This window comes from Roseivirga pacifica (assembly GCF_900111145.1).
GTDB classification, from domain to species: Bacteria; Bacteroidota; Bacteroidia; order Cytophagales; family Cyclobacteriaceae; genus Roseivirga; species Roseivirga pacifica.
The window spans coordinates 406,061-426,856 of record NZ_FOIR01000001.1; the positions used below are offsets into that span (position 1 = coordinate 406,061).

The following is a 20,796-nucleotide window of genomic DNA, read 5'->3' on the forward strand; positions in this document are numbered from 1 at the left end:
ACATAAAAGGCTTACTGAACACCTTAGAAGGTGCTAATACATTGGTAAGTAAGATTCTTTGAACTCGCATGTTAACCAATTTATATTCTCCCGAATGCCAACTTGACATCCATTTTGGGATCAGGATTTAGCACCTTTGCCGATGTGTCGGCATGGTTGCTAGCGCTTCAAAGAGCCTGTCTCTCCACGCTTCTTTATAAATCGATTCAATCCCGTGTGGGAAGGAATGACTTGATGACACAAACGTAAGGGCTGAAAAATTATATTCAAAATGAAATTCTGAAAAATTGTTTCCGAACCCTGATTAAGGTGTAGTACCAGAGCCGATGTTGGTGTTGTCACCAACATCATTTCACCAACATCCATTGCATATCAGCTTGTTGGTGACAACACCAACAAGGGGACACACAAAATAGGACGGGCAAAAGATAAATACTGAAAAAGCTTTTAAAGCCTTTTGGACTGTTGCGCTTTGATAAAACTATCTATTTAGTTATTTATAGGTGATGAAAATACACACGCTCCTATTTGCTTCATTTGCCATTGCTTTGAGCTGCACAAACACTACTAAAGACAAGGTTATAGTAACGCCTACTTCTCTTACAAGTAAAGTGGTTTTTGATGATGTCGGCATCGGAAAAGCAGAACATATCCTCTTTCAGGCAAATAAACTGGTGGTCACCAAGAACCTTCCTGAGGAGTTAATATTAGTTTATGATTTGGCCTCAAGCAGCAGAACGACAATGGGGCAGTATGGTGATGGGCCAGGTGAGATCCGCAACCCTTGGAGTCTGCAGAAAAGTAAAGAACCCGACCAAGTTTGGGTCGCGAGTATTGGGCAAAAGATGCTTTCTAAATTCAACATAGCAAGTGGTGATAGGTTGGCGGAAGAACAGATTAAACTAAAGGGAGAGGCCACTGTAATAATGGAGCCCCTAGCCTTAAACGATAGCCTGTTGATTGGTTCTAGCCTAGATGGCAAGTCCATATTTACTGTTTTCAATCGAGAGGGTGAAATAATTGAGCGCCTAGGAGATTGGTCTGAAAAAACGGAGTTTGGAGAATACCCAGCCCATGTCGTTTCCGCTTTGTATGAAGGCCGACTAAGAACCAATGGCAATCAGGTGCTCTACAGCTGCATAGCTCTAGATCGTTTTATGCTATTGGATTTGGTCAAAATGGAAATGGAAGAGTTTCAGGGTCCATTCCATATTCAGCCTGAATTTGGTACAGTGCCAGATAGAGGCGTTTCCGTGTTTGCACCCAGCCCAGACACGAAGTTTGGCTTTATAGATAGTTTTTTGTCTGATGATTATGTCTATCTGTTGTACTCTGGGCTTTCACCCAAAGAGATTACACAAACCGGTAAAATGGCCAACGACCTGTTGGTTTATGATTTAAAAGGAAATCTAGTCCATCACTTTTTGCTTGATGTAAGTTTGAAAGCATTTTCAATTGATGAAAATACCAATACAATTTATGGTTTAACAAGCTATGTAAATGATGACGCCAAAGTGGTTCAGTTTGAATTTTAGTATTAAAAAAGCCCTAACAAGGTTACTTATTAGGGCTTTCAAATTCTTAAAAGAAAATACTTACTTCTGTTCCAACATTCTCAAAAGCGTGGTCAACTGCTTTTTCAAATCTCTTCTGTCAACAATAAAGTCTAAGAAACCATGGTCTAGCACGAATTCCGCACTTTGGAAACCTTTTGGTAGGTCTTTTCCTACGGTATCGCGGATTACACGAGGGCCCGCAAAACCAATTAAAGCACCAGGTTCAGCAATGTTAAAGTCGCCCAACATGGCATAAGATGCTGTAACACCACCGGTTGTTGGGTCAGTTAAAAGCGAAATGTATGGTACGCCAGCTTCGGCAAGCAAGGCAAGTTTTGCAGAGGTTTTCGCCATTTGCATTAGCGAGTAACCTGCTTCCATCATACGTGCTCCACCCGACTTAGAGATCATCAAGAAAGGTGTCTTTGTTTTCAAGGCATAGTCTATACCTCGTGCAATTTTTTCACCTACAACAGAACCCATAGAACCACCAATAAAGGCAAAGTCCATGCAAGAAACCACCAAGTCAACCCCGTTCATTTTACCGTATACAGTACGCACAGCGTCTTTCAATTGGGTTTTTTCGGTAGTGGCCTTAATTCTGTTTGGGTAAGGCTTGCTGTCTACAAACTTTAGCGGGTCGCCAGAAGTCATGTCAGCATCTAGCTCGGTAAACTTATTGTTATCGAATAAAATTTCGAAATATTCCTTTGAACCAATTCTTACATGAAAGCCGTCTTCCGGACTCACATAAGCATTGTTTTTCAATTCTCTTGTATGAACGATAGTTCCACCCGGGGTTTTATACCAAAGGCCATCAGGGGCATCTTTCTTTTGTTCCGTAGGGGTAGTTATTCCTTGTACTTTTCTTTGAAACCAACTCATAAGCTATTGTTTCTAAATAGGACGACAAAAATAGGTCAAAACTTTTCTACCGCCAAAGACTCTTTGCACCAGTAATTGTGCAACCATTGCTCAAATAGTTAAATGAATGATTGACTCCCTGTGTTTTACTTAGTTAATTTGCTGCGGAATGAACGTTCATTCCGCGTGTAAAATCACCCATGGTGGAGCTAAAACAAGACAAACGGACCGTAATTCTAGAGTCAACCCTACTGCTTTTGCGTGAGCACGGCTTTCACGGAACGCCTATTTCGCTAATTGCACAGCATGCCGGAGTGGGTGCGGGCACCATTTATCGCTACTTCGAGAATAAAGAGAAATTGATAAACGAGCTCTTTACTGAAATTAAAAAGCGGGTAATAAAAGCCATGCTGAAAGATTACAGGGAAGAGGGCACCTACAAGGAGCGTTTTAAGCACCTATGGACCAACTTGGTAGAATATTGCATTAACCATCCTATTGAATTTCACTTTGTAGAGCAGTACAGGTATGCTCCCTTTATGAAGAATGGAACACGAGAAGAAACTTTTATCATTCTGGCACCTATCATGCAGTTCTTTATAGAGTCGAAAAGAGCCAAAGCGATGAAGGACTTTCCACTTTACACACTAATAGCATTGTTATATGGGCCAATAGTTTCTTTGGCCAAACTACATATAGATAGTAATCAAACTTTAACTAAAGAAAGAATAGAACAAGCCGCAGAAGCCTGCTGGGATGCGGTTTCATTAAAAGAAGAGTAATATGGCGGGAGTGATTATAGATGGTGTAGGAAGTTACATTCCTACCCGAATAGTGAAGAATGAAGATTTTTTGAATGCCGATTTTTATCAGGAAAATGGAGAGCCTTTTCCGAATAGCAATGAGGTAATCATTCAAAAATTTGAAAAGATAACAGGCATAAAAGAGCGCAGGTATGTAGAACCAGGGCAAACCACCTCGGACATTGCTGCCATTGCCGCAAAAAATGCCATTGCCAATAGCTCAGTTACTGGCGAAGACCTAGACTACATTATTGTGGCGCACAACTTTGGCAACTTAGACAAAAACGGCAACCGTACCGACATGATGCCAAGCCTTGCCGCAAGGGTAAAGGAGCAGCTAGCAATAACAAACCCAAACACCACCTGCTTCGATTTGATTTTTGGCTGCCCAGGTTGGCTGCAAGGCGCCATTCAGGCTACACAGATGATTCGCAGTGGGGATGCCAAAGCGGTGATGGTAATTGGTGCCGAAACCCTTTCGAACATTGTAGATGACCACGATCGCGACTCGATGATTTTTGCTGATGGTGCTGGCGCTACAATCTTTACTGCCTCTAACACACCGGGCGGTTATATTAGCCAATGCTCTAGAACCGATGCACAGGAAGAGTTGAACTACTTGGCTATGGGCAAGAGCTTTAAGCCCGATGTGGCCGAATCGCCAAGCCGATTTATAAAAATGAAAGGCCGAAAAATTTACGAATACGCTTTAGTGCAAGTAGCTAGCGCCATTAAATGCGCTATCGATAAAGCAGGCCTTGGTTTAGACGACATCAGTAAGGTGCTTATTCATCAGGCTAACGCTAAAATGGACGAGGCCATTCTGCTTAAGTTATTTAAGCTTTATGGTGTAAAGCGCGATGCTTTTGAATTAATGCCAATGACCATTGAATGGCTGGGTAATAGCTCTGTGGCTACTATTCCTACCATGCTCGACTTATTGCAACAGGGTAAAATCGAAGGCCACTCATTAAACAAAGGCGACAAAGTAGTATTCGCCTCAGTTGGGGCCGGCATGCACATTAATGCCATGGTTTACGAAATGTAGACCGATAAAGTATTTATCGAAGAACAATCGGCCTCTTACTTTAGTGAGAGGCTGATTTTTTTTGGAAGCACTCACCCCTGTCTACACCTTGTCTACGCATAAGGTGTTGTATATTAGTTGTTTGAGTTTTTCTTTGTACCAGTCTCAACTAAGTAAGCCAATAGAGTAGCCTCAACCTATGTAATTGGTGACGTGTTAGGCGTCTTACTTGTTGTATGTATCTATAGGCGCATAACTATAGATGTTTTGGTGAAGAAAAACTGGCCCTCAAGAAGTGATGGCCAGTTTTACTATTTTTATAAAAACATGCTAAGTTGAAGCCCTCAAAACCCTCATTCACCCGTACCATAAACAGCCTTAAATGTCTGTTCTTTATTGTAGCAGTTACGCTTCCAATCCGTCTATCTGCCCAAAGCGATCCTACAGAAGGACTAGCAGCACTTTCCGATTCAGTAGAGTATTATTTTTCATCCAGAAATTTTGATAGAGGAATTGCATTGGCCGACTCGCTGTTCGCGCAAAAGGCTTTTGAAAAGCACCCCACGCTACACATCAATACGCGTTACTCTTTGGCAAAAATCTATATCCTGAAGGGAGAAGAAGCAAAAGCCAGAGAGATTCTTGACGTTGCGTATGACATGGCCTTGAGTAACGATACGGCCAGACTAGCAATTAGAGTAAACGACTTGCGTGCCAACTCCTACTTCGAAACTAGTAATTACGATAGCGCCCGAACATACTTTCATCTGTCGATGGTTTTGGCCGACTCATTAGTGCCACGGGATTATCCGAGAACGCTCGCCAACATGGGTTTTATCAACGGCTTAGTAGGTGACGAAGAGCAAGAAATGGGCTACTACATTAAGATGCTCGAGGAGTTAGAAATCAACCCAGAGTACGATGGGCGTGGCTCTTTGCGCGCCATGGCATATGGTGGCCTGGGGGACTATTACAGCCGCACTGGCGAGTACGAAAAGGCCAAACAACAGTACGAAGCAAAACTAAAGTTAGGGAGAGATACTGACCGTCCGGCCATGATTTACGAGGCTTCTTATGGTTTGGGTAATTTGTATGCCAAGTCTGATTATTACGACTTTGAAAAAAGCGAGGCTAACTACCTCAGAGTTACTCAAGACACAACCGAAAGGTATAAGTATTACAAAGGCCGCACGCTTATAGTTTTAGGCAAACTGTACGAGCAAGCCGACAAAGATGCACAAGCACTAAAAGCGTTAGATGAAGCATTGACGTTTTTCAATGGAAGTAGTAGTGTTGATTACATAGCGCGCATACAGATTGAAACAGCCAAAATTCACTTTAAAAACAAACGCTATTCTGTTGCTGAAAATTTGGTGCGTCCAGCATTGGCTGAAGCGTTGGAAAACCGGCTGGCCTATCGCGAACGCGATGCACTTGGTGTTCTATACAAACTAGATTCTACCAAGGGTGACTACCGCGCCTCGCTTAGGCATTATCAGCGTTACCGAAATATTGAAGATTCGCTGCAAAGCAAAGACGCCAAAGAGCGCCTGCAAGAACTACAAGTAAAATACGAAACTGAGCAAACCGAAAAGCAGAACTTGCTGCTAAAAGGAGATTTGAACTTGAAAGAAGCCGAACTGAAGCAAAAAACCATACTGCAAATTGTGTTCATTGTGGTGTCTGGTCTTATGCTGATTATAGTGTTGTTGGTTTATAGAAGCTACAGGCGTAAGCAGCAACTAAATCACGAGTTGGCGTCTAAGAACGAAATTATTTCGGAGCAGAAAGACGAGTTACAGTTTAAAACTGACAAGCTTCAAATCATCAATTCACAACTCAAATCACTTTTCGATTTTAGAAAAGACCTTACGCGAATGATTGCCCATGACATGAAGAATCCGCTCAATTCTATCATTGGCATATCTTCTTCAATGGGGCAAGATGAGCGGGTAAGCAACATTTCAAAGTCGGGTCACCAACTGCTCAACCTTATTACCAACATGCTGGAGGTTGAGAAAATGGAGGAGGTAAAAATTGATCCCCAAAAGGAGTTGCTCTTTGTAGATGAGCTTATGAAAGAGGCTCGCGAGCAGGTAGAACTGCTGGTGGCCGCCAAGAGCATTTTATTACAAAATTTTCTACCTAAAGAATTGGCTATTGAAGCCGATAGGCAATTAATGGTGCGCGTGCTGGTGAATTTGTTAACCAACGCTATTAAGTATAGTGGCAATGGTGGGGCTATAAAAATTTACCATGGTCACGAAGAAAATAAGGTGGTTATAACCATTGAAGATGAAGGCGTGGGAATCTCTAAAGAACGTGTTCCTTTCATCTTCGATAAGTTTTGGCAGGCCAACCAGCGCCAGTCTGGTTTGGCAACTTCAAATGGTTTAGGGCTTACATATTGCAAGCTTGCGGTAGAAGCGCACGGAGGTACGATTGAAGCACAATCGGTTTTAGGCGAGGGCACAAAAATGGTTTTCGCATTACCGTATGAAGGGCAAAAAATCAATAGTAAGCAGCGACCAGAGGAGCACCAAGAGTTGGGTTTTATTCTCAATGAAGATTTTGAAATACTTCAAAATTATTGGGAGGCGCTTTCAACATTAAAGGTTTACGAGGTAAGTGCCGTAAAGCGAATACTCAAACAGTTAGATGCTGAAGGCATAAAATCAACCTGGAAGGACGAGTTACTGAAGGCCGTTTACCAAGCCGATGAAGCCATGTTTGATGAACTATTAAACCTGATAAAACCGATAGCGAAAGAATAGCCATAGATTTCGCTAGATTAGTACCTTAAAACCGAATACTTTTTAACCTCAACCAATGAACCGGGAAAAGAAAACCATACTAGTGGTTGACGATGAACCCGTTAACCTAGAGCTGATTTTGGACCTGTTAGGTACAGAGTTCGAGGTGCTTTATGCATCGAACGGAGAGCGGGGCGTTCAGCTGACTACCGAAAAACTACCCGACTTGGTAATTATGGACTGGGAAATGCCTGTAATGAACGGTATTGATGCAATTCTAAAAATAAAGGAGAACCCAGATACTGCCGACATCCCGATTATTGTAGCCACTGGAATAATGACAGAGTCGAATGACCTGAAAACCGCTTTGGACATGGGTGCTGTCGACTTTTTGGCTAAACCGCTCAATCCAATAGAATTTAAAGCACGGCTAAATTCTGCACTTTCTCTTTCAGCATCTTACCAACAAATTAAAAAGCAAAAGCAAGAAATTGAGGCTTTTGCCGAGCAAGAAAAAAAGTTACTTGAAGAAAACATTGAGGCCAAAGCACGCGAATTGACCTCTGCCGCCATTTTCGATTATCAGAAAAATGAATTACTTGCAAAGCTCATGAATGAGTTGTCGCGATTAGATTCGGTAACCAATCAAATGTACGCGCCAGAGATCAAGAAGATCTCAAGAGAAATAAAATCCTATCTAGACCTAGAGAAAAGCTGGACTAACTTTAAACTACACTTTGACGAAGTGAACCCAGGCTATTTGGAACGCCTGGCCGCCAAATACACCTCTCTTACACACAACGAACTCAAAGTGTGCGCCTATTTAAAAATTGGCTTGAACAATAAGGAAATCGCGCTACTAGCAAACATAGAGTCTGCCTCGGTACGCAGGGCGCTTACCCGCCTCAAAAAGAAGCTCGAATTAACTGTAGACGAAGATTTAAGGGATTTTATATTGGGATATAAATAACGCTTAAGCATCATAAAAAAACAGCCTCCCGATACTTCGAGAGGCTGTTTCTAATTTATTTTACTTCCTCGTAATCCACATATTCTCCTCCTTTATAGTTTTCGGAGGATTTGCGGGGCTTCTTCTTTTGTGCATTCATTTCTACATCTACATTACCACCTGCCGGCCTGGTTTTTTGTCTGCTGGCTTGGCTTTGTTGTTGACGAAATTGTTGCTGTTGCTGCTGGGCTTGTTTTATCATGTTTCCGAAAAAGTATCGGAAAACACCTTTAAAGATCCAGTAGCCAACAAATGCGAAAAGGAGGAATTTGAAGAACATTATCTACTTAAGTACAAATTGCGTTTCGAATAAATATCGAGGAAGTAATCGTCCATCAAGTCATCAATGAAGTAAATCGCCTCCCCGGTAGACTTCATTTCAGGTCCTAATTCTTTGTTAACATTCGGGAATTTATGGAATGAGAATACAGGCTCTTTTATCGCGTATCCTTTCTTCACTGGTTTAAAGTCGAAATCCTTCAACTTTTTCTCTCCCAACATCACCTTAGTGGCGTAGTTCACATAAGGTTCCTGATAAGCCTTACCTATGAAAGGAACGGTTCTAGATGCTCTAGGGTTCGCTTCAATGATATAAACTTTATCGTCCTTGATGGCGAACTGAATGTTGATCAAGCCAACTGTATCCAAGGCCAAGGCGATTTTCTTAGTATGCGCTTCAATTTGCTGCATTACAAAGTCGCCCAAGCTGTATGGAGGCAACACTGCGTAAGAGTCTCCAGAGTGGATACCCGCAGGCTCAATGTGCTCCATAATTCCTATGATGTACACATCTTCGCCATCGCAAATCGCATCTGCTTCAGCCTCAATGGCACCGTCTAAGAAGTGATCGAGCAATACCCTGTTGCCAGGAATGTCTCTTAGTATATTCACCACGTGCTCTTCAAGCTCTTGCTCGTTGATCACGATCTTCATGCTTTGCCCACCCAACACGTAAGAAGGACGAACAAGTAGCGGAAAGCCTAGGTCTTTGGCCAGCTCAAGTGCTTCTTCAGCATCTTCAATTACGCCAAACTTAGGGTAAGGAATGTTGTTCTCTGCCAACAATGTAGAGAAACGACCTCTGTCTTCTGCAAGATCGAGCGCCTCGTAGCTTGTACCGATAATTTTGATGCCGTATCTGTCTAGCTTTTCAGCCAATTTCAGTGCAGTTTGACCACCCAACTGAACGATTACACCTTCTGGCTTTTCGTGCAGAATGATATCGTAAATGTGCTCCCAGAACACCGGCTCAAAGTACAGCTTATCGGCCGTATCGAAATCGGTAGAAACAGTTTCCGGGTTACAGTTAATCATAATGGTTTCGTAACCACATTCTTTGGCTGCATAAAGCCCGTGCACACAGCAGTAGTCGAACTCAATACCCTGACCAATTCGGTTAGGGCCCGAACCGAGCACAATGATTTTCTTATTATCAGATCTTACCGACTCGTTTTCTTGGTCGAAAGTTGAGTAGTAATAAGGTGTTTTTGCTTCGAATTCTGCTGCACAGGTGTCTACCATTTTGTAAACACGCTTAATGCCCACATCGTGTCTTTTGTTGAATACCTCGCTTTCAAGGCATTTCAATAAGTGAGCGATTTGGCGGTCGGCATAACCTTTCTCTTTTGCTGTTCTAAGCAATTCAGTTGGCAGCGTATCGAGCGTATATTTTTCGATTTGGTTTTCAAGCAGAATCAAATCTTCAATTTGCTGTAAGAACCACTTATCGATCTTAGTCTTTTTCTGAATAGTCTTGAATGGAATACCTAGTTTAAAGGCATCGTAAATATGGAACAATCTGTTCCAGCTCGGATGCTCAAGGCTTTCCAACAAGGTGTTTTGGTCTGTAACTTCTTTGCCATCGGCACCAAGTCCATTTCGCTTAATTTCTAGCGACTGGCAAGCCTTCTGAAGTGCTTCTTGGAAGTTTCTACCAATACCCATGGCTTCTCCAACCGACTTCATCTGTAAACCTAGTCTTCTGTCAGAACCTTTGAATTTATCAAAGTTCCATCTTGGCACCTTTACAATGGTGTAGTCCAAGGCAGGCTCAAAGAAGGCAGAAGTTGTTTTTGTGATTTGGTTGCTCAACTCATCTAAGTTGTAACCAATAGCCAATTTAGCCGCGATTTTTGCAATTGGATAACCCGTTGCTTTAGATGCAAGTGCAGAAGAGCGAGAAACCCTTGGGTTAATCTCGATACCTACGATGTCATCATTCTCTGGGTTAACGGCAAACTGCACGTTACATCCACCTGCAAACTGACCGATACCGTTGATCATTCTGATAGAAAGATCTCTCATCTCCTGATACACGGTATCTGGCAATGTCATGGCTGGTGCCACAGTAATTGAGTCGCCAGTGTGCACGCCCATCGGGTCGAAGTTCTCGATAGAACAGATGATAATAACGTTGCCGATGTTATCGCGAATAAGCTCTACCTCGTACTCTTTCCAACCCAAAATACTTTGCTCTACAAGTACTTCGTGAATCGGAGAGGCATTCAAACCGCGGGTTAGCGCAGTATCGAATTCTTCTTGGCTGTTTACAAAACCTCCACCATAACCACCTAGGGTGTACGAAGGTCTGATAACTAATGGAAAGCCAATTTCTTGGGCAATCTCTTTTCCTTTTAAGAATGAAGTGGCGGTTTCACCTTTACACACGTTCACTCCAATTTCGATCATTTTCTTACGGAAAAGCTCACGATCTTCGGTGGTTTCAATGGCGTTAATATCAACACCGATTATACGCACACCAAACTTTTCCCAAATGCCAGCCTTGTCACACTCAATGGCAAGGTTCAAAGCAGTTTGACCACCCATAGTAGGCAGAACTGCATCGATTTTGTGCTTTTGAAGAATTTCTACAATTGACTTCTTGGTCAATGGTTTTAGATAAACATTGTCGGCAGTTACCGGGTCGGTCATAATTGTTGCCGGATTGGAATTGATAAGAGTTACCTCAATTCCTTCTTCTCTTAATGAACGAGAAGCTTGAGATCCAGAATAATCAAACTCACAGGCTTGGCCGATAATGATTGGTCCGCTACCAATGATCAGGACGGATTTAATGCTATTGTCTTTAGGCATGTTAAATGAAGAACGACTTACTTAATTGACTAGGGTATAAATTGGCACAAAGTTAGGGCATAAAGCTTACAATCAAAACCCATATAAGTAGATAATGCACAAGGGCTTGAAAGAGGCTAAAATTGCCATATTTAAGACAAGACGAAGGGAAAAATTGTTTAAATTAATTTGCCATTATTTAAATATTCAAAAAGAAATGAAAGCACTCATCCGAATGAAATTTGGCCTAATGCTAGTAGCAGTTATGCTATTTGCTGTAGGCTGCGCTGCAACTGACGGAACTACCTCTGGCAGTAAGGCAAAAGCAAAAACTTATGATCCAACCGGAACATGGGATTACTATGTAAGCACTCCCGATGGCGGTAGCGCAGGAAAAATGGTTATAACTGGAGCGCCAGGAGCCTATGTGGGGGTTTTACAAACCGATCAGTTTGGCGAATTAGAAATGTCTGGCTTGGACGTTCAGGGAACCCAAATGACTGCCAACCTAGAAGTAATGGGTATGTCTGCAGATATTGACTGCTCTTTTGATGGAGACTCTATGCAAGGCACTGTTTACCTAGGCGATGATGCACTGCCAATAGAGGCAACTCGCGTAAGTAAATAATTGTACAGCGGGTATAAAAAAAGGCTGCCAGCCCGAAATATCGGGAGGCAGCCCTTTTTATTTATGTACTTTTAGTTTAAAGCTGTCTTCCGCTCCAGGTTCCTTCGGATTTACCACCGTTGTTATTCACGTTTCCGCTTACCTGCAAGCTCGATCCACTTCCTTTAAAGATGATGGTTCCACCAAAGTTAAAGTTACCGTGAATTGTTAGCGAACCCTCAATAACCAAAGTAGAATTAGAACCTAGGTTCAAGTCTCTGTTTACCACTAGCGACCCGTTCATATCGAACTTACCACCATTCTGAACAAGCAGGTTAGAACCAACTTGCATAGCACCACAGTAGTAAAGTTCACCCTCTACATTCAGGTCGTTTCTGAAAGCAATACTACCTGATTTAATGATAGTCTGATTTCTTTCAACTTTAGCCGAAGGGTTTGTATTGATATTCCATGTGTCACCATTAGCACAAGCATCGATTTCCGGAGCAATTCTTTTAAGCACCTTAACACCACCTGTACCGTTGGCTACAACAATGTAGCTATCGTTGGCTGCAACAAAGTTGGCAGAACCAGAAAGGTTCAATACGCCATTTACAGTAAGGTTACTGCCAATTGGCTTGTCGGCAATAAATAAACCAGAAGTACCATTGGCGATATAGATCTTATCTTCATCTACAGCAATTCCGTTGCTTAGTCCACCACCAAAAGCAGTGCTTGGTAAATGATATTCTTCGGTTGCGCTACTGCTATTTAAGTCGAAAATTTTCACACCTAAATCACTCATCGCGGTGTAAGCAAGGCCCGCGTCAATCACTACGGTGTTCTTACCATCTACTACATTCATACTACCCGCAGCAGAATTACCTCTTTTGTTAAGCCCGTTAGCAGCCACACGGTAAATTTCAATGCTAGAGTTTGTACCACCTTTAAGTACCACCATGTCATCATTTACATCGCCACCTGTAGTTGCTACATCTTTGGCATCAGCGTAGTTTTCTGTTTCGTTAATGGTAAAATGGTTGCTTCCATTTCTAACATCTACTGCAACTACACCACCATCGCCAGAGCGTCCACCAGCGGTTACATATAGCATGTGGCGAGTTCTAATAACTCCGTTGGCATTTGGGCCAGGCAATTCCAAAGTCTGAGTGTTTTCAGTAACCAAACCGTTTGTAATGTCTAGTTTTTCTACAATTGCTCCAGAGCCGTTGGCACCAGCCAAATAAACCCGCTGCGTATTTCCATCAAGGTCTACTTCGGTATCTACAGCCAAAGCATTCATGTTGGTATCGTTATAAAGCGCCTGACCTGTAATGCTGATATTTGCCTCGTTAGCTAGGTTAATCACTTCAAATCCACCACCATATTCTGCTCCGTTAATGTGATAGGTAACGAATGCCTGATCACCATCGAGCCTTACGTGTGTAGCTGAAAGGGTATTTCCCTTTAAACTAGGGGAAGCGATTTCTGCAATCAATTCATAGGTAGAATCGTCCGTTGTACTAGCGGCTAGATTAGCTGCTCCTTTAGAACCACCACCATTAGTATTTAGGCCAACAGACTGGTTTTTCATTGCCACGCGACTGCTCAAAGAAGCCACATCGTTCGACACGGCAAGCCTTGTCTCTTCTCCTTCTGCACTTGGCGCATCGTTACATGCCTGAAGCAATAGAGCTCCAGAAATACTCAAGAGTAGAGCGCGTACATGTAATTTCCTCATTTTCATTCTGCAAAGTTAGTTTATCGTCTCTTTTACCAACTACGTGCCAATTAATAAATCCCCTAATTTGTGATTTAATGACCCTTTACTGGATTTAACTGGTTCCAAATTGGGAATGAACGGCCATAGTTGAGATTAATTAGACAAGCATTTCGCAACCCAAAAAGTTCAACACACCAGTCTTCTCGAGAAGATCAAATAGAGATTAATTCCCAAATAGAGACTTAATCCAAAATAGGAACTGTAAAACAATAATCAAAACATTGATTATCAGTGTTTTAAAATTTTGGCTCTTGGTTTGCCTATTGTTTTTCAAACAATTTCAACATGACAACACTAAAGAACCTTACATTCATCCTGCTTATCGGCTTGGCAGCACAGTCATGCCAAAAGGATGCGCAGCTTTTTATCTCTAAAGAAGAGCGAGCCACTGCAAAGAACCAATCTATGGCACTTGAGGGCGAATGGATCAACCTTGAGCATAAGGATGTTGCTATTTACGCCATAAATAAAACGAATGATGGCTTCAGCATTGCCATGAACGATTCGCTGTACAAAATGACCAATTTGAAATTGGTTGGCGACCTAAACTTTACTTTGAGTTTGGCTAGTGCATCTGGAAATACAGAAAAATATTTCGGGCACTTTACCAGTTATGACAGAACAGCTTTGGTGTTGACTCCGCTTAGTGGTGGTCAATCGGACATGATTGAGCCTATTAGCCTTAAGAAAGTAAAAAAGGAAACCACTCTCGCAGTTTCCTTAAATGATAAACGTTCCAAAAAGAACGACTAAGTTTTATATGTGTAAGGCTCTGTTGTCTGTAGCTGCCAAACACGCCTCTTTAAACGCTTCGGTATATGTAGGGTGAGCGTGAGACATTCTAGAAATGTCTTCTGCGCTTGCTCTATATTCCATAGCAACAACGGCTTCAGCAATCATGTCGGCTGTTCTTGGGCCAATCATATGCACGCCAAGAATCTCATCCGTTTCTTTATCTGCCAATACCTTTACTACACCATCAGTATCCATAGATGCTCTGGCTCGGCCCGATGCTTTGAAAGGGAATGATCCAGCTTTGTAAGCTCTGCCTTGCTCTTTCAATTGCTCTTCAGTATAACCTACAGCAGCAACCTCTGGCCAAGTATACACCACGCCAGGAATTAGGTTGTAGTTGATGTGCGGCTTTTGTCCCATAATAGTTTCAGCCACAAAAACACCTTCTTCTTCCGCCTTATGTGCCAACATAGCACCCTTAATTACATCGCCAATCGCGTAAACGTTGTCTACCGTAGTCTGCAAATGTTCGTTCACTTCAATTCTACCGCGATCGTCAGTTTTTAAGCCAATGTTTTCTAAGCCAAGACCATCAGTGTAAGGCTTTCTACCAATAGAAACCAAGCAGTAATCACCTTTGATTTCTACAGTTTCGCCTTTCTTGTTTTCAGCTTTAATAGTCACTGTTTTAGCTGTGCCTTTTACCTCGGTAACTTTGTGGCCTAGGTAGAAGTTGAAGCCGAGCTTTTTCAATGACTTCTTCAATTCTCTACCCATGGTTTTATCCATAGAAGGAATTAGGTCATCCATAAACTCAACCACAGATACTTCGGCACCCAAACGTGCGTAAACAGAACCAAGCTCCATGCCGATAACACCACCGCCTATTACGATCATGTGTTTTGGCACTTCTTTCAATTCCAAAGCTTCGGTAGAAGTGATAATGCGCTTTTTGTCGATTTCGATGAAAGGAAGTGAAGCTGGTTTAGAACCAGTTGCAATGATCACCTTATCGGTCTCAATTTGCGTTTCTTTTCCTTCGCTATCTGTGATTTTGATGTTGTTCTTATCTACAAACGAACCCACACCTGTGTGAACATCGATCTTGTTTTTCTTCATTAAGAAAGCAATACCGTTCACATTGTCGGTAACTACACCGCGCTTGCGCTCAATCATTTGCTCCAAGTTCACCTTCAGGTTATCAAGCTCAATGCCGTGCGCTTTAAAAGTGTGCTCAGCATTGTGATAGTGCTCTGAAGAATCCAAAAGTGCTTTTGAAGGAATACAGCCAACATTAAGGCAAGTTCCTCCAAGGGTATCGTATTTTTCGATGATGGCGGTTTTCATACCCAGCTGTGCGCAACGAATAGCTGCTACATATCCACCAGGACCAGAACCGATTACTGTTACATCGTATTTCATTTTCTTGTATTTAGTAGTGAGTACCTAGTATTGAGATTAAACTCCGAGTAGTAATCTAGTTGGATCTTCCAACAACTCTTTCACTCTAACGAGGAAGCTTACAGACTCACGGCCATCGATAATTCTATGGTCGTAAGAAAGGGCTACATACATAATAGGAAGAATTTGAACCTCGCCATTTACCGCCATTGGGCGCTCTACAATGTTGTGCATTCCTAAGATTGCCGATTGTGGTGCGTTGATAATCGGGGTAGAAAGCATAGAACCGAAAATACCACCATTAGTAATAGTGAAGGTTCCACCAGTCATTTCGTCAATAGTCAATTTGCCGTCACGGGCTTTGGTTGCCAAACGAATTACTTCTTTCTCAACTTGGTCAAAGCTCATGTCCTCAGCATTTCTGATTACCGGAACCATCAAACCTTTAGGAGCAGAAACAGCAATTGAAACATCTACAAAGTCATTATAAACAATCTCGTTTCCGTCAATTTGAGCGTTTACCGCTGGCCAGTCTTTCAAAGCCATGGTAACGGCTTTCGTAAAGAACGACATGAAACCAAGGTTTACCTCGTACTTCTCTTTGAACTTCTCCTTGTATTTCTTTCTCAAGTCCATGATTGGCTTCATGTTCACCTCGTTAAACGTGGTCAACATGGCGGTTTCATTCTTAACAGAAACCAATCTTCTTGAAACTGTCTTACGCAAGGCGCTCATTTTCTCTCTGCGAGAGTTGCGTTCGCCTTTTGCTGCTGGTGCACTTGGAGCAGCGGTTTCTTTTGGAGCAGAAGCTGCAGGTTTAGCCGCAGGCTTTTCAGCATTCATGGCATCTTCTTTAGTAACTCTGCCATCTTTGCCTGTTCCTTTTATAGTAGAAGCATCAATTCCTTTTTCGCTTAAAATTTTAGCTGCGGCCGGAGAGGCATGGCCTGTAGCGTAAGTTTGCTCGCCAGATGGAGCAGCAGATGAAGTTTCTGAGCTTGTGCTTGGAGCACTGGCTGCTTCAGGAGCACCGCCTTCCATCACTTCAATCTTACAGATTAACGCACCAATTTCTATGGTATCGCCTTCCTGGGCCACGGTTCTTAAAATACCAGAAGCCTCTGCAGGTAGTTCGAAGGTAGCCTTGTCAGAATCAACTTCAGCGATTACTTCGTCTAGTTCTACGTAGTCACCATCTTCTTTCAACCAGCTCGAAATAGTTACCTCGGTAATTGATTCGCCTACGGTAGGCACAATCATTTCTTTCACCTCGCCAGTCGCTTTTGGCTCACTGCTTTCTGCTTTTTCTGAAGACTCCTCCTTTTTCTCCTCTTTCGGAGCATCAGAAGAGCTTCCTGCGGCATCGGTATCGATAGTACAAATAAGGTCGCCAATTTGAAGCGTATCGCCTTCTTGTGCTTTAATACTGAGGGTTCCAGCAGCATCGGCAGGCAATTCAAATGTGGCTTTGTCAGACTCCATTTCGCAAATCACCTCGTCCATCTCTACATGGTCTCCATCTTGTTTGAACCACTGTGCAATGGTGACTTCAGTTACTGATTCACCAACGGTAGGTACTTTGATTTCCAAACTCATAGTTTTCTATTTTAAGCGAAGGCTTTATTGATAATTTCTTCTTGTTCTTGATTGTGTACTTTGGCATAACCCGTTGCAGGCGATGCACTGGCTTTTCTTGAGATCAATGTAAGGGCTCTTTCTTTGTAAGCTCTTTCTATAAAGCTCCAATAGCCCATGTTTTCTGGCTCTTCTTGCAACCAAACCATTTCGGCACCTTTATATTGGCCCAAAATAGCATCTACTTGGGCTTTAGGGAACGGATGCAATTGCTCTACACGAATGAGGGCTACATCTTTTCTCTTTTCTTTTTCCTGACGCTCCAATAAGTCGTAATATACTTTTCCGGTACAAAGCACTGCTTTCTTCACATCTTTCGCTTTTACCGTAGCGTCAGCAATCACCTCTTGGAATGACCCGGTGGTGAATTCTGAAACATCAGATACTACTCTTGGGTGTCTTAACAACGACTTAGGCGACATGTTTACCAATGGTTTTCTGAAGTCCCATGTTAACTGTCTACGCAAAGCGTGGAATAAGTTGGCTGGGGTAGAAATATTAGTCACTACCATATTGTACTCGGCACAAAGCTGTAGGTAACGCTCCGGTCTTGCATTTGAGTGCTCAGGACCTTGCCCCTCGTAACCGTGCGGTAGCAATAGCACCAAGCCATTCATTCTTTGCCATTTAGTTTCTGAGCAAGAAAGGAACTGATCGACCATTACTTGTGCACCGTTTGCAAAGTCGCCAAACTGCGCTTCCCAAATTGTAAGTGCGTTAGGGTTAGCCATGGCATAACCAAACTCAAAGCCCATTACACCAAACTCAGAAAGCAACGAGTTATAAATCTCAAAGTTGTATTTGGCACCTTCTAGGTGGTTCAAGCTATTGTAAGCCTCGTTTGTATTTGCATCGCGCAATACGGCATGTCTGTGCGAGAATGTACCACGCTGTACATCTTGCCCCGAAAGACGCACCATTTTACCATCAAGCAAAAGCGATCCGTAAGCCAAAAGCTCACCGCCAGCCCAGTTAAGCTGCTTGTCCTTAAAGAACATGTCCTTACGCTGCTTAAGCTGCTTTTCAATTTGTTTAATTGGCTTAAAGCCTTTAGGGATATTGGTAAGTGCCTCAGCAACCTTATCGATTGTTGCTTGGCTTACACCTGTTTCAGGAGATTTATCGAAATCTTCTGGCTTAGACCTTCTAAGTGTTCTCCACTCCTCTTCAAGCGGCTGATACACATAAGGCAAAGGCTTTTGCTTTACTAGGTTTAATCTGTCTTGAAGCAAAGCGCGGAACTCCTTATCCATCGACTTGGCTAAAGCAGCCTCTACTTCACCTTTTTCAATTAAGAATTTATTGTAAACCTCTCTTGGGTTCGGGTGTTTCGAAATCTTGTTGTAAAGTGATGGCTGTGTGAATTTAGGCTCATCACTCTCGTTGTGGCCATGGCGTCTGTAACAAACCATATCCACAAAAATATCGTCACCAAACTTTTGACGGTACTCAGTTGCAAACTGCACACAGAACACCACTGCCTCAGGATCGTCACCATTTACGTGAAGTACCGGTGCATCAATCATCTTGGCTACATCGGTACAGTAAATAGCCGATCTGGCATCGTCAAAGTCGGTCGTAAAACCAACCTGGTTGTTAATCACAAAGTGGATAGTTCCTCCTGTTTTGTAGCCTTCCAACTGGCTCATTTGTACTACCTCGTACATTATGCCTTGGCCAGCAACTGCAGCATCACCATGAATAAGGATAGGGAGGATCTTAGACCTATCTCTATCGTACTCTTCGTCACCTTTGGCACGCACAAAACCTTCAACCACCGGGTTTACAGCCTCTAAGTGCGAAGGGTTAGGAGCAAGTTTTACTTCAACGTCTTTACCGTTGTGCGTTTTAATTTGGCTAGAAAAACCAAGGTGATATTTCACATCACCATCGCCCATGGTAAGGTCAGGAGTAGCGCCACCCTCGAACTCATTGAATATTTGTTCGTAGGTTTTGCCCATTATGTTGGCCAGAACGTTTAGTCGGCCACGGTGAGCCATACCAATCATTACTTCTTCTACACCTAGTTCTGAACCTTTATTAATAATGGCGTCAAGGGCAGGAATAGTGGTTTCGCCACCTTCTAATGAAAAGCGCTTTTGGCCTAAATATTTTGTATGGAGGAAGTTTTCGAAAACAACAGCCTCGTTCAATTTGCTCAGAATTCGTTTGCGTTGGTCCTTCGAAGGATTAAAATCCAATGCATCTTTCTCAATACGCTGACGCAGCCAGTTTAATTTCTCTGGGTTGCGCACATACATATATTCAAAGCCAACAGCTCCTTCATATATATACTTAAGTGTCTCGATGATTTTGCGAAGAGAAGCCTTTCCTATCCCTAATTCTTCACCTGCCTGAAATTCAGTGTCAAGATCAGATTCGGATAGGTTGAAGTACTGCAGGTCCAAAATAGGATGTCTGTCTCTTCTTTCTCTTACCGGGTTGGTATGAGAGCGCAAGTGAGCACGCGAGCGGTACGCATGAATAAGCTTTTGTACTTCCACTTCCTTTTCAGAAAGGTTGCCACCACCTTTAGACGGTGCTGAAGCGGTTGCAGTACTTTTACCATTTGGTAGTAAAGGATAGTCCTCTTGCGCGAACTGGAATCCTTCAAAGAATTTCCTCCAGCCTTCATCTACACTGCTGGGATCATTTTTATATTGTTCGTAAAGCGACTCTATGGCCTTTGGGTCGGCATTACTTAGGTAAGTATAGTTATCCATGGATGCTACTTTGCTAAATCACTGAAACAAAGGTATGGGAATAAAAATACTATCAAAAATCGTTTAAGCGATTATAAGATTTTCATATTTCACTTTCAAAATAACTCTTTGCCAAAAGGCTTTATAACTCGCTGTACTGAAAATAATTAACCTACTGTCGCGAATTAAATAATAATCAATTATCTTTGCAGTCCTTTTTCGAGACGTGTTCTCAGAAAGAGCGGGGACGTGATCCCCATAAACCATATAAAATAAAATGGCAGTAAAAATCAGATTGGCCAGAAGAGGCCGTAAGAGAAGAGCGATGTACGATGTAGTAATCGCTGACGCTAGAGCACCACGTGATGGTCGCTTTATTGAAAAAATCGGTACCTATAACCCTAACACCGACCCAGCTTCTATCAACATTGATAATGATAGAGCGTTCAAATGGTTAATGGATGGTGCTCAACCAACTGACACTGTGAAAGCAATGCTTTCTTACAGAGGTTTGATGTTGAAAAAACACCTTCAAATTGGTGTAATCAAAGGTGCTTTAACGCAAGAAGAAGCAGACAAGAAATTTGATGCTTGGGTAGCTGACAAAGACGCTAAAATTGCTGGTAAATCTGAGCAATTGGCTAAAGCGAAAGAAGATGCTAAGAAAGCAAAACTTGAGGCTGAAGCTAAAGTAAGCGCTGCAAGAGCAGAAGCACTTGCTGCTAAAAAAGCTGAAGAAGAAGCAGCTAACGCTCCTGCTGAAGAAGAAGCAACTGACGAAGCGGAGGCTCCTGCAGCTGAAGCAACAGAGGAAACTTCAGAAGAAGAGAAAAACGACTAAGCAGCTGC

General features: G+C 42.5%; 15 protein-coding genes and 1 riboswitch. Of the genes, 8 read left to right on the top strand and 7 right to left on the bottom strand.

Features of this window, described 5'->3' with window-relative positions; genetic code table 11:
* Positions 1-77 precede the first annotated feature (77 nt).
* Positions 78-203, bottom strand: a riboswitch (SAM riboswitch).
* A 303-nt stretch (positions 204-506) separates the two neighbouring features.
* Complete coding sequence (locus tag BMW98_RS01860) at positions 507-1,535, top strand: BF3164 family lipoprotein (protein ID WP_090256693.1); 1,029 nt, start codon at positions 507-509, stop codon at positions 1,533-1,535.
* 60 nt (positions 1,536-1,595) lie between these two features.
* On the opposite strand, the gene accD is transcribed toward BMW98_RS01860, so the two are convergent.
* Positions 1,596-2,441 carry an acetyl-CoA carboxylase, carboxyltransferase subunit beta gene (accD, locus tag BMW98_RS01865; protein WP_090256694.1) on the bottom strand — a complete coding sequence of 282 codons (846 nt, stop codon included), beginning with the start codon at positions 2,439-2,441 and terminating at the stop codon, positions 1,596-1,598.
* A 179-nt stretch (positions 2,442-2,620) separates the two neighbouring features.
* On the opposite strand from accD, the gene BMW98_RS01870 reads away from it, so the two are divergent.
* The 4 genes from BMW98_RS01870 to BMW98_RS01885 all read left to right on the top strand — a co-directional run bounded on the left by BMW98_RS01870 (position 2,621) and on the right by BMW98_RS01885 (position 7,973).
* Positions 2,621-3,202 carry a TetR/AcrR family transcriptional regulator gene (locus BMW98_RS01870; RefSeq protein ID WP_090256695.1) on the top strand — a complete coding sequence of 194 codons (582 nt, stop codon included), beginning with the start codon at positions 2,621-2,623 and terminating at the stop codon, positions 3,200-3,202.
* Position 3,203: 1 nt separating this feature from the next.
* Positions 3,204-4,271, top strand: a complete 1,068-nt coding sequence (locus BMW98_RS01875; RefSeq protein ID WP_090256696.1) for a 3-oxoacyl-ACP synthase III family protein — start codon at positions 3,204-3,206, stop codon at positions 4,269-4,271.
* Positions 4,272-4,585: 314 nt separating this feature from the next.
* Positions 4,586-7,024 carry a tetratricopeptide repeat-containing sensor histidine kinase gene (locus tag BMW98_RS01880; protein ID WP_090256697.1) on the top strand — a complete coding sequence of 813 codons (2,439 nt, stop codon included), beginning with the start codon at positions 4,586-4,588 and terminating at the stop codon, positions 7,022-7,024.
* Positions 7,025-7,079: 55 nt separating this feature from the next.
* Positions 7,080-7,973, top strand: a complete 894-nt coding sequence (locus tag BMW98_RS01885) for a response regulator (protein WP_090256698.1) — start codon at positions 7,080-7,082, stop codon at positions 7,971-7,973.
* Between the two features lie 55 nt (positions 7,974-8,028).
* Here BMW98_RS01885 and BMW98_RS01890 read toward each other — a convergent pair whose 3' ends face one another.
* A complete protein-coding gene (locus BMW98_RS01890; protein WP_090256699.1) occupies positions 8,029-8,292 on the bottom strand; it encodes a DUF4834 family protein in 264 nt (87 codons plus the stop codon).
* The gene (carB, locus tag BMW98_RS01895; protein WP_090256700.1) at positions 8,292-11,105 is read right to left on the bottom strand and encodes a carbamoyl-phosphate synthase large subunit; all 2,814 of its coding nucleotides are present in this window, start codon (positions 11,103-11,105) and stop codon (positions 8,292-8,294) included. The genes BMW98_RS01890 and carB overlap by 1 nt, the downstream gene beginning before the upstream one ends.
* Positions 11,106-11,301: 196 nt before the next feature.
* On the opposite strand from carB, the gene BMW98_RS01900 reads away from it, so the two are divergent.
* Positions 11,302-11,712: a hypothetical protein gene (locus BMW98_RS01900; protein WP_139177344.1), complete on the top strand. Its 411-nt coding sequence runs from the start codon at positions 11,302-11,304 to the stop codon at positions 11,710-11,712.
* Between the two features lie 76 nt (positions 11,713-11,788).
* Here the strand turns inward: BMW98_RS01900 and BMW98_RS01905 are convergent, their stop codons facing one another.
* Positions 11,789-13,438 (bottom strand): LVIVD repeat-containing protein, encoded by a 1,650-nt coding sequence (locus BMW98_RS01905; RefSeq protein ID WP_090256702.1) that lies wholly within the window; start codon positions 13,436-13,438, stop codon positions 11,789-11,791.
* 321 nt (positions 13,439-13,759) lie between these two features.
* Between BMW98_RS01905 and BMW98_RS01910 the strand changes: the two genes are divergently transcribed.
* Positions 13,760-14,227, top strand: a complete 468-nt coding sequence (locus BMW98_RS01910) for a hypothetical protein (RefSeq protein WP_090256703.1) — start codon at positions 13,760-13,762, stop codon at positions 14,225-14,227.
* Positions 14,228-14,230: 3 nt separating this feature from the next.
* On the opposite strand, the gene lpdA is transcribed toward BMW98_RS01910, so the two are convergent.
* Genes lpdA through BMW98_RS01925 form a run of 3 tightly spaced genes read right to left on the bottom strand, consistent with a single transcriptional unit; the run spans position 14,231 to position 19,968 of the window.
* Positions 14,231-15,631 carry a dihydrolipoyl dehydrogenase gene (lpdA, locus tag BMW98_RS01915; RefSeq protein ID WP_090256704.1) on the bottom strand — a complete coding sequence of 467 codons (1,401 nt, stop codon included), beginning with the start codon at positions 15,629-15,631 and terminating at the stop codon, positions 14,231-14,233.
* Positions 15,632-15,667: 36 nt separating this feature from the next.
* A complete protein-coding gene (gene odhB / locus BMW98_RS01920) occupies positions 15,668-17,206 on the bottom strand; it encodes a 2-oxoglutarate dehydrogenase complex dihydrolipoyllysine-residue succinyltransferase (protein ID WP_090256705.1) in 1,539 nt (512 codons plus the stop codon).
* A gap of 11 nt (positions 17,207-17,217) precedes the next feature.
* The gene (locus tag BMW98_RS01925; RefSeq protein WP_090256706.1) at positions 17,218-19,968 is read right to left on the bottom strand and encodes a 2-oxoglutarate dehydrogenase E1 component; all 2,751 of its coding nucleotides are present in this window, start codon (positions 19,966-19,968) and stop codon (positions 17,218-17,220) included.
* Positions 19,969-20,224: 256 nt separating this feature from the next.
* Between BMW98_RS01925 and BMW98_RS01935 the strand changes: the two genes are divergently transcribed.
* Complete coding sequence (locus BMW98_RS01935; RefSeq protein ID WP_090256708.1) at positions 20,225-20,788, top strand: 30S ribosomal protein S16; 564 nt, start codon at positions 20,225-20,227, stop codon at positions 20,786-20,788.
* Positions 20,789-20,796: the final 8 nt, after the last annotated feature.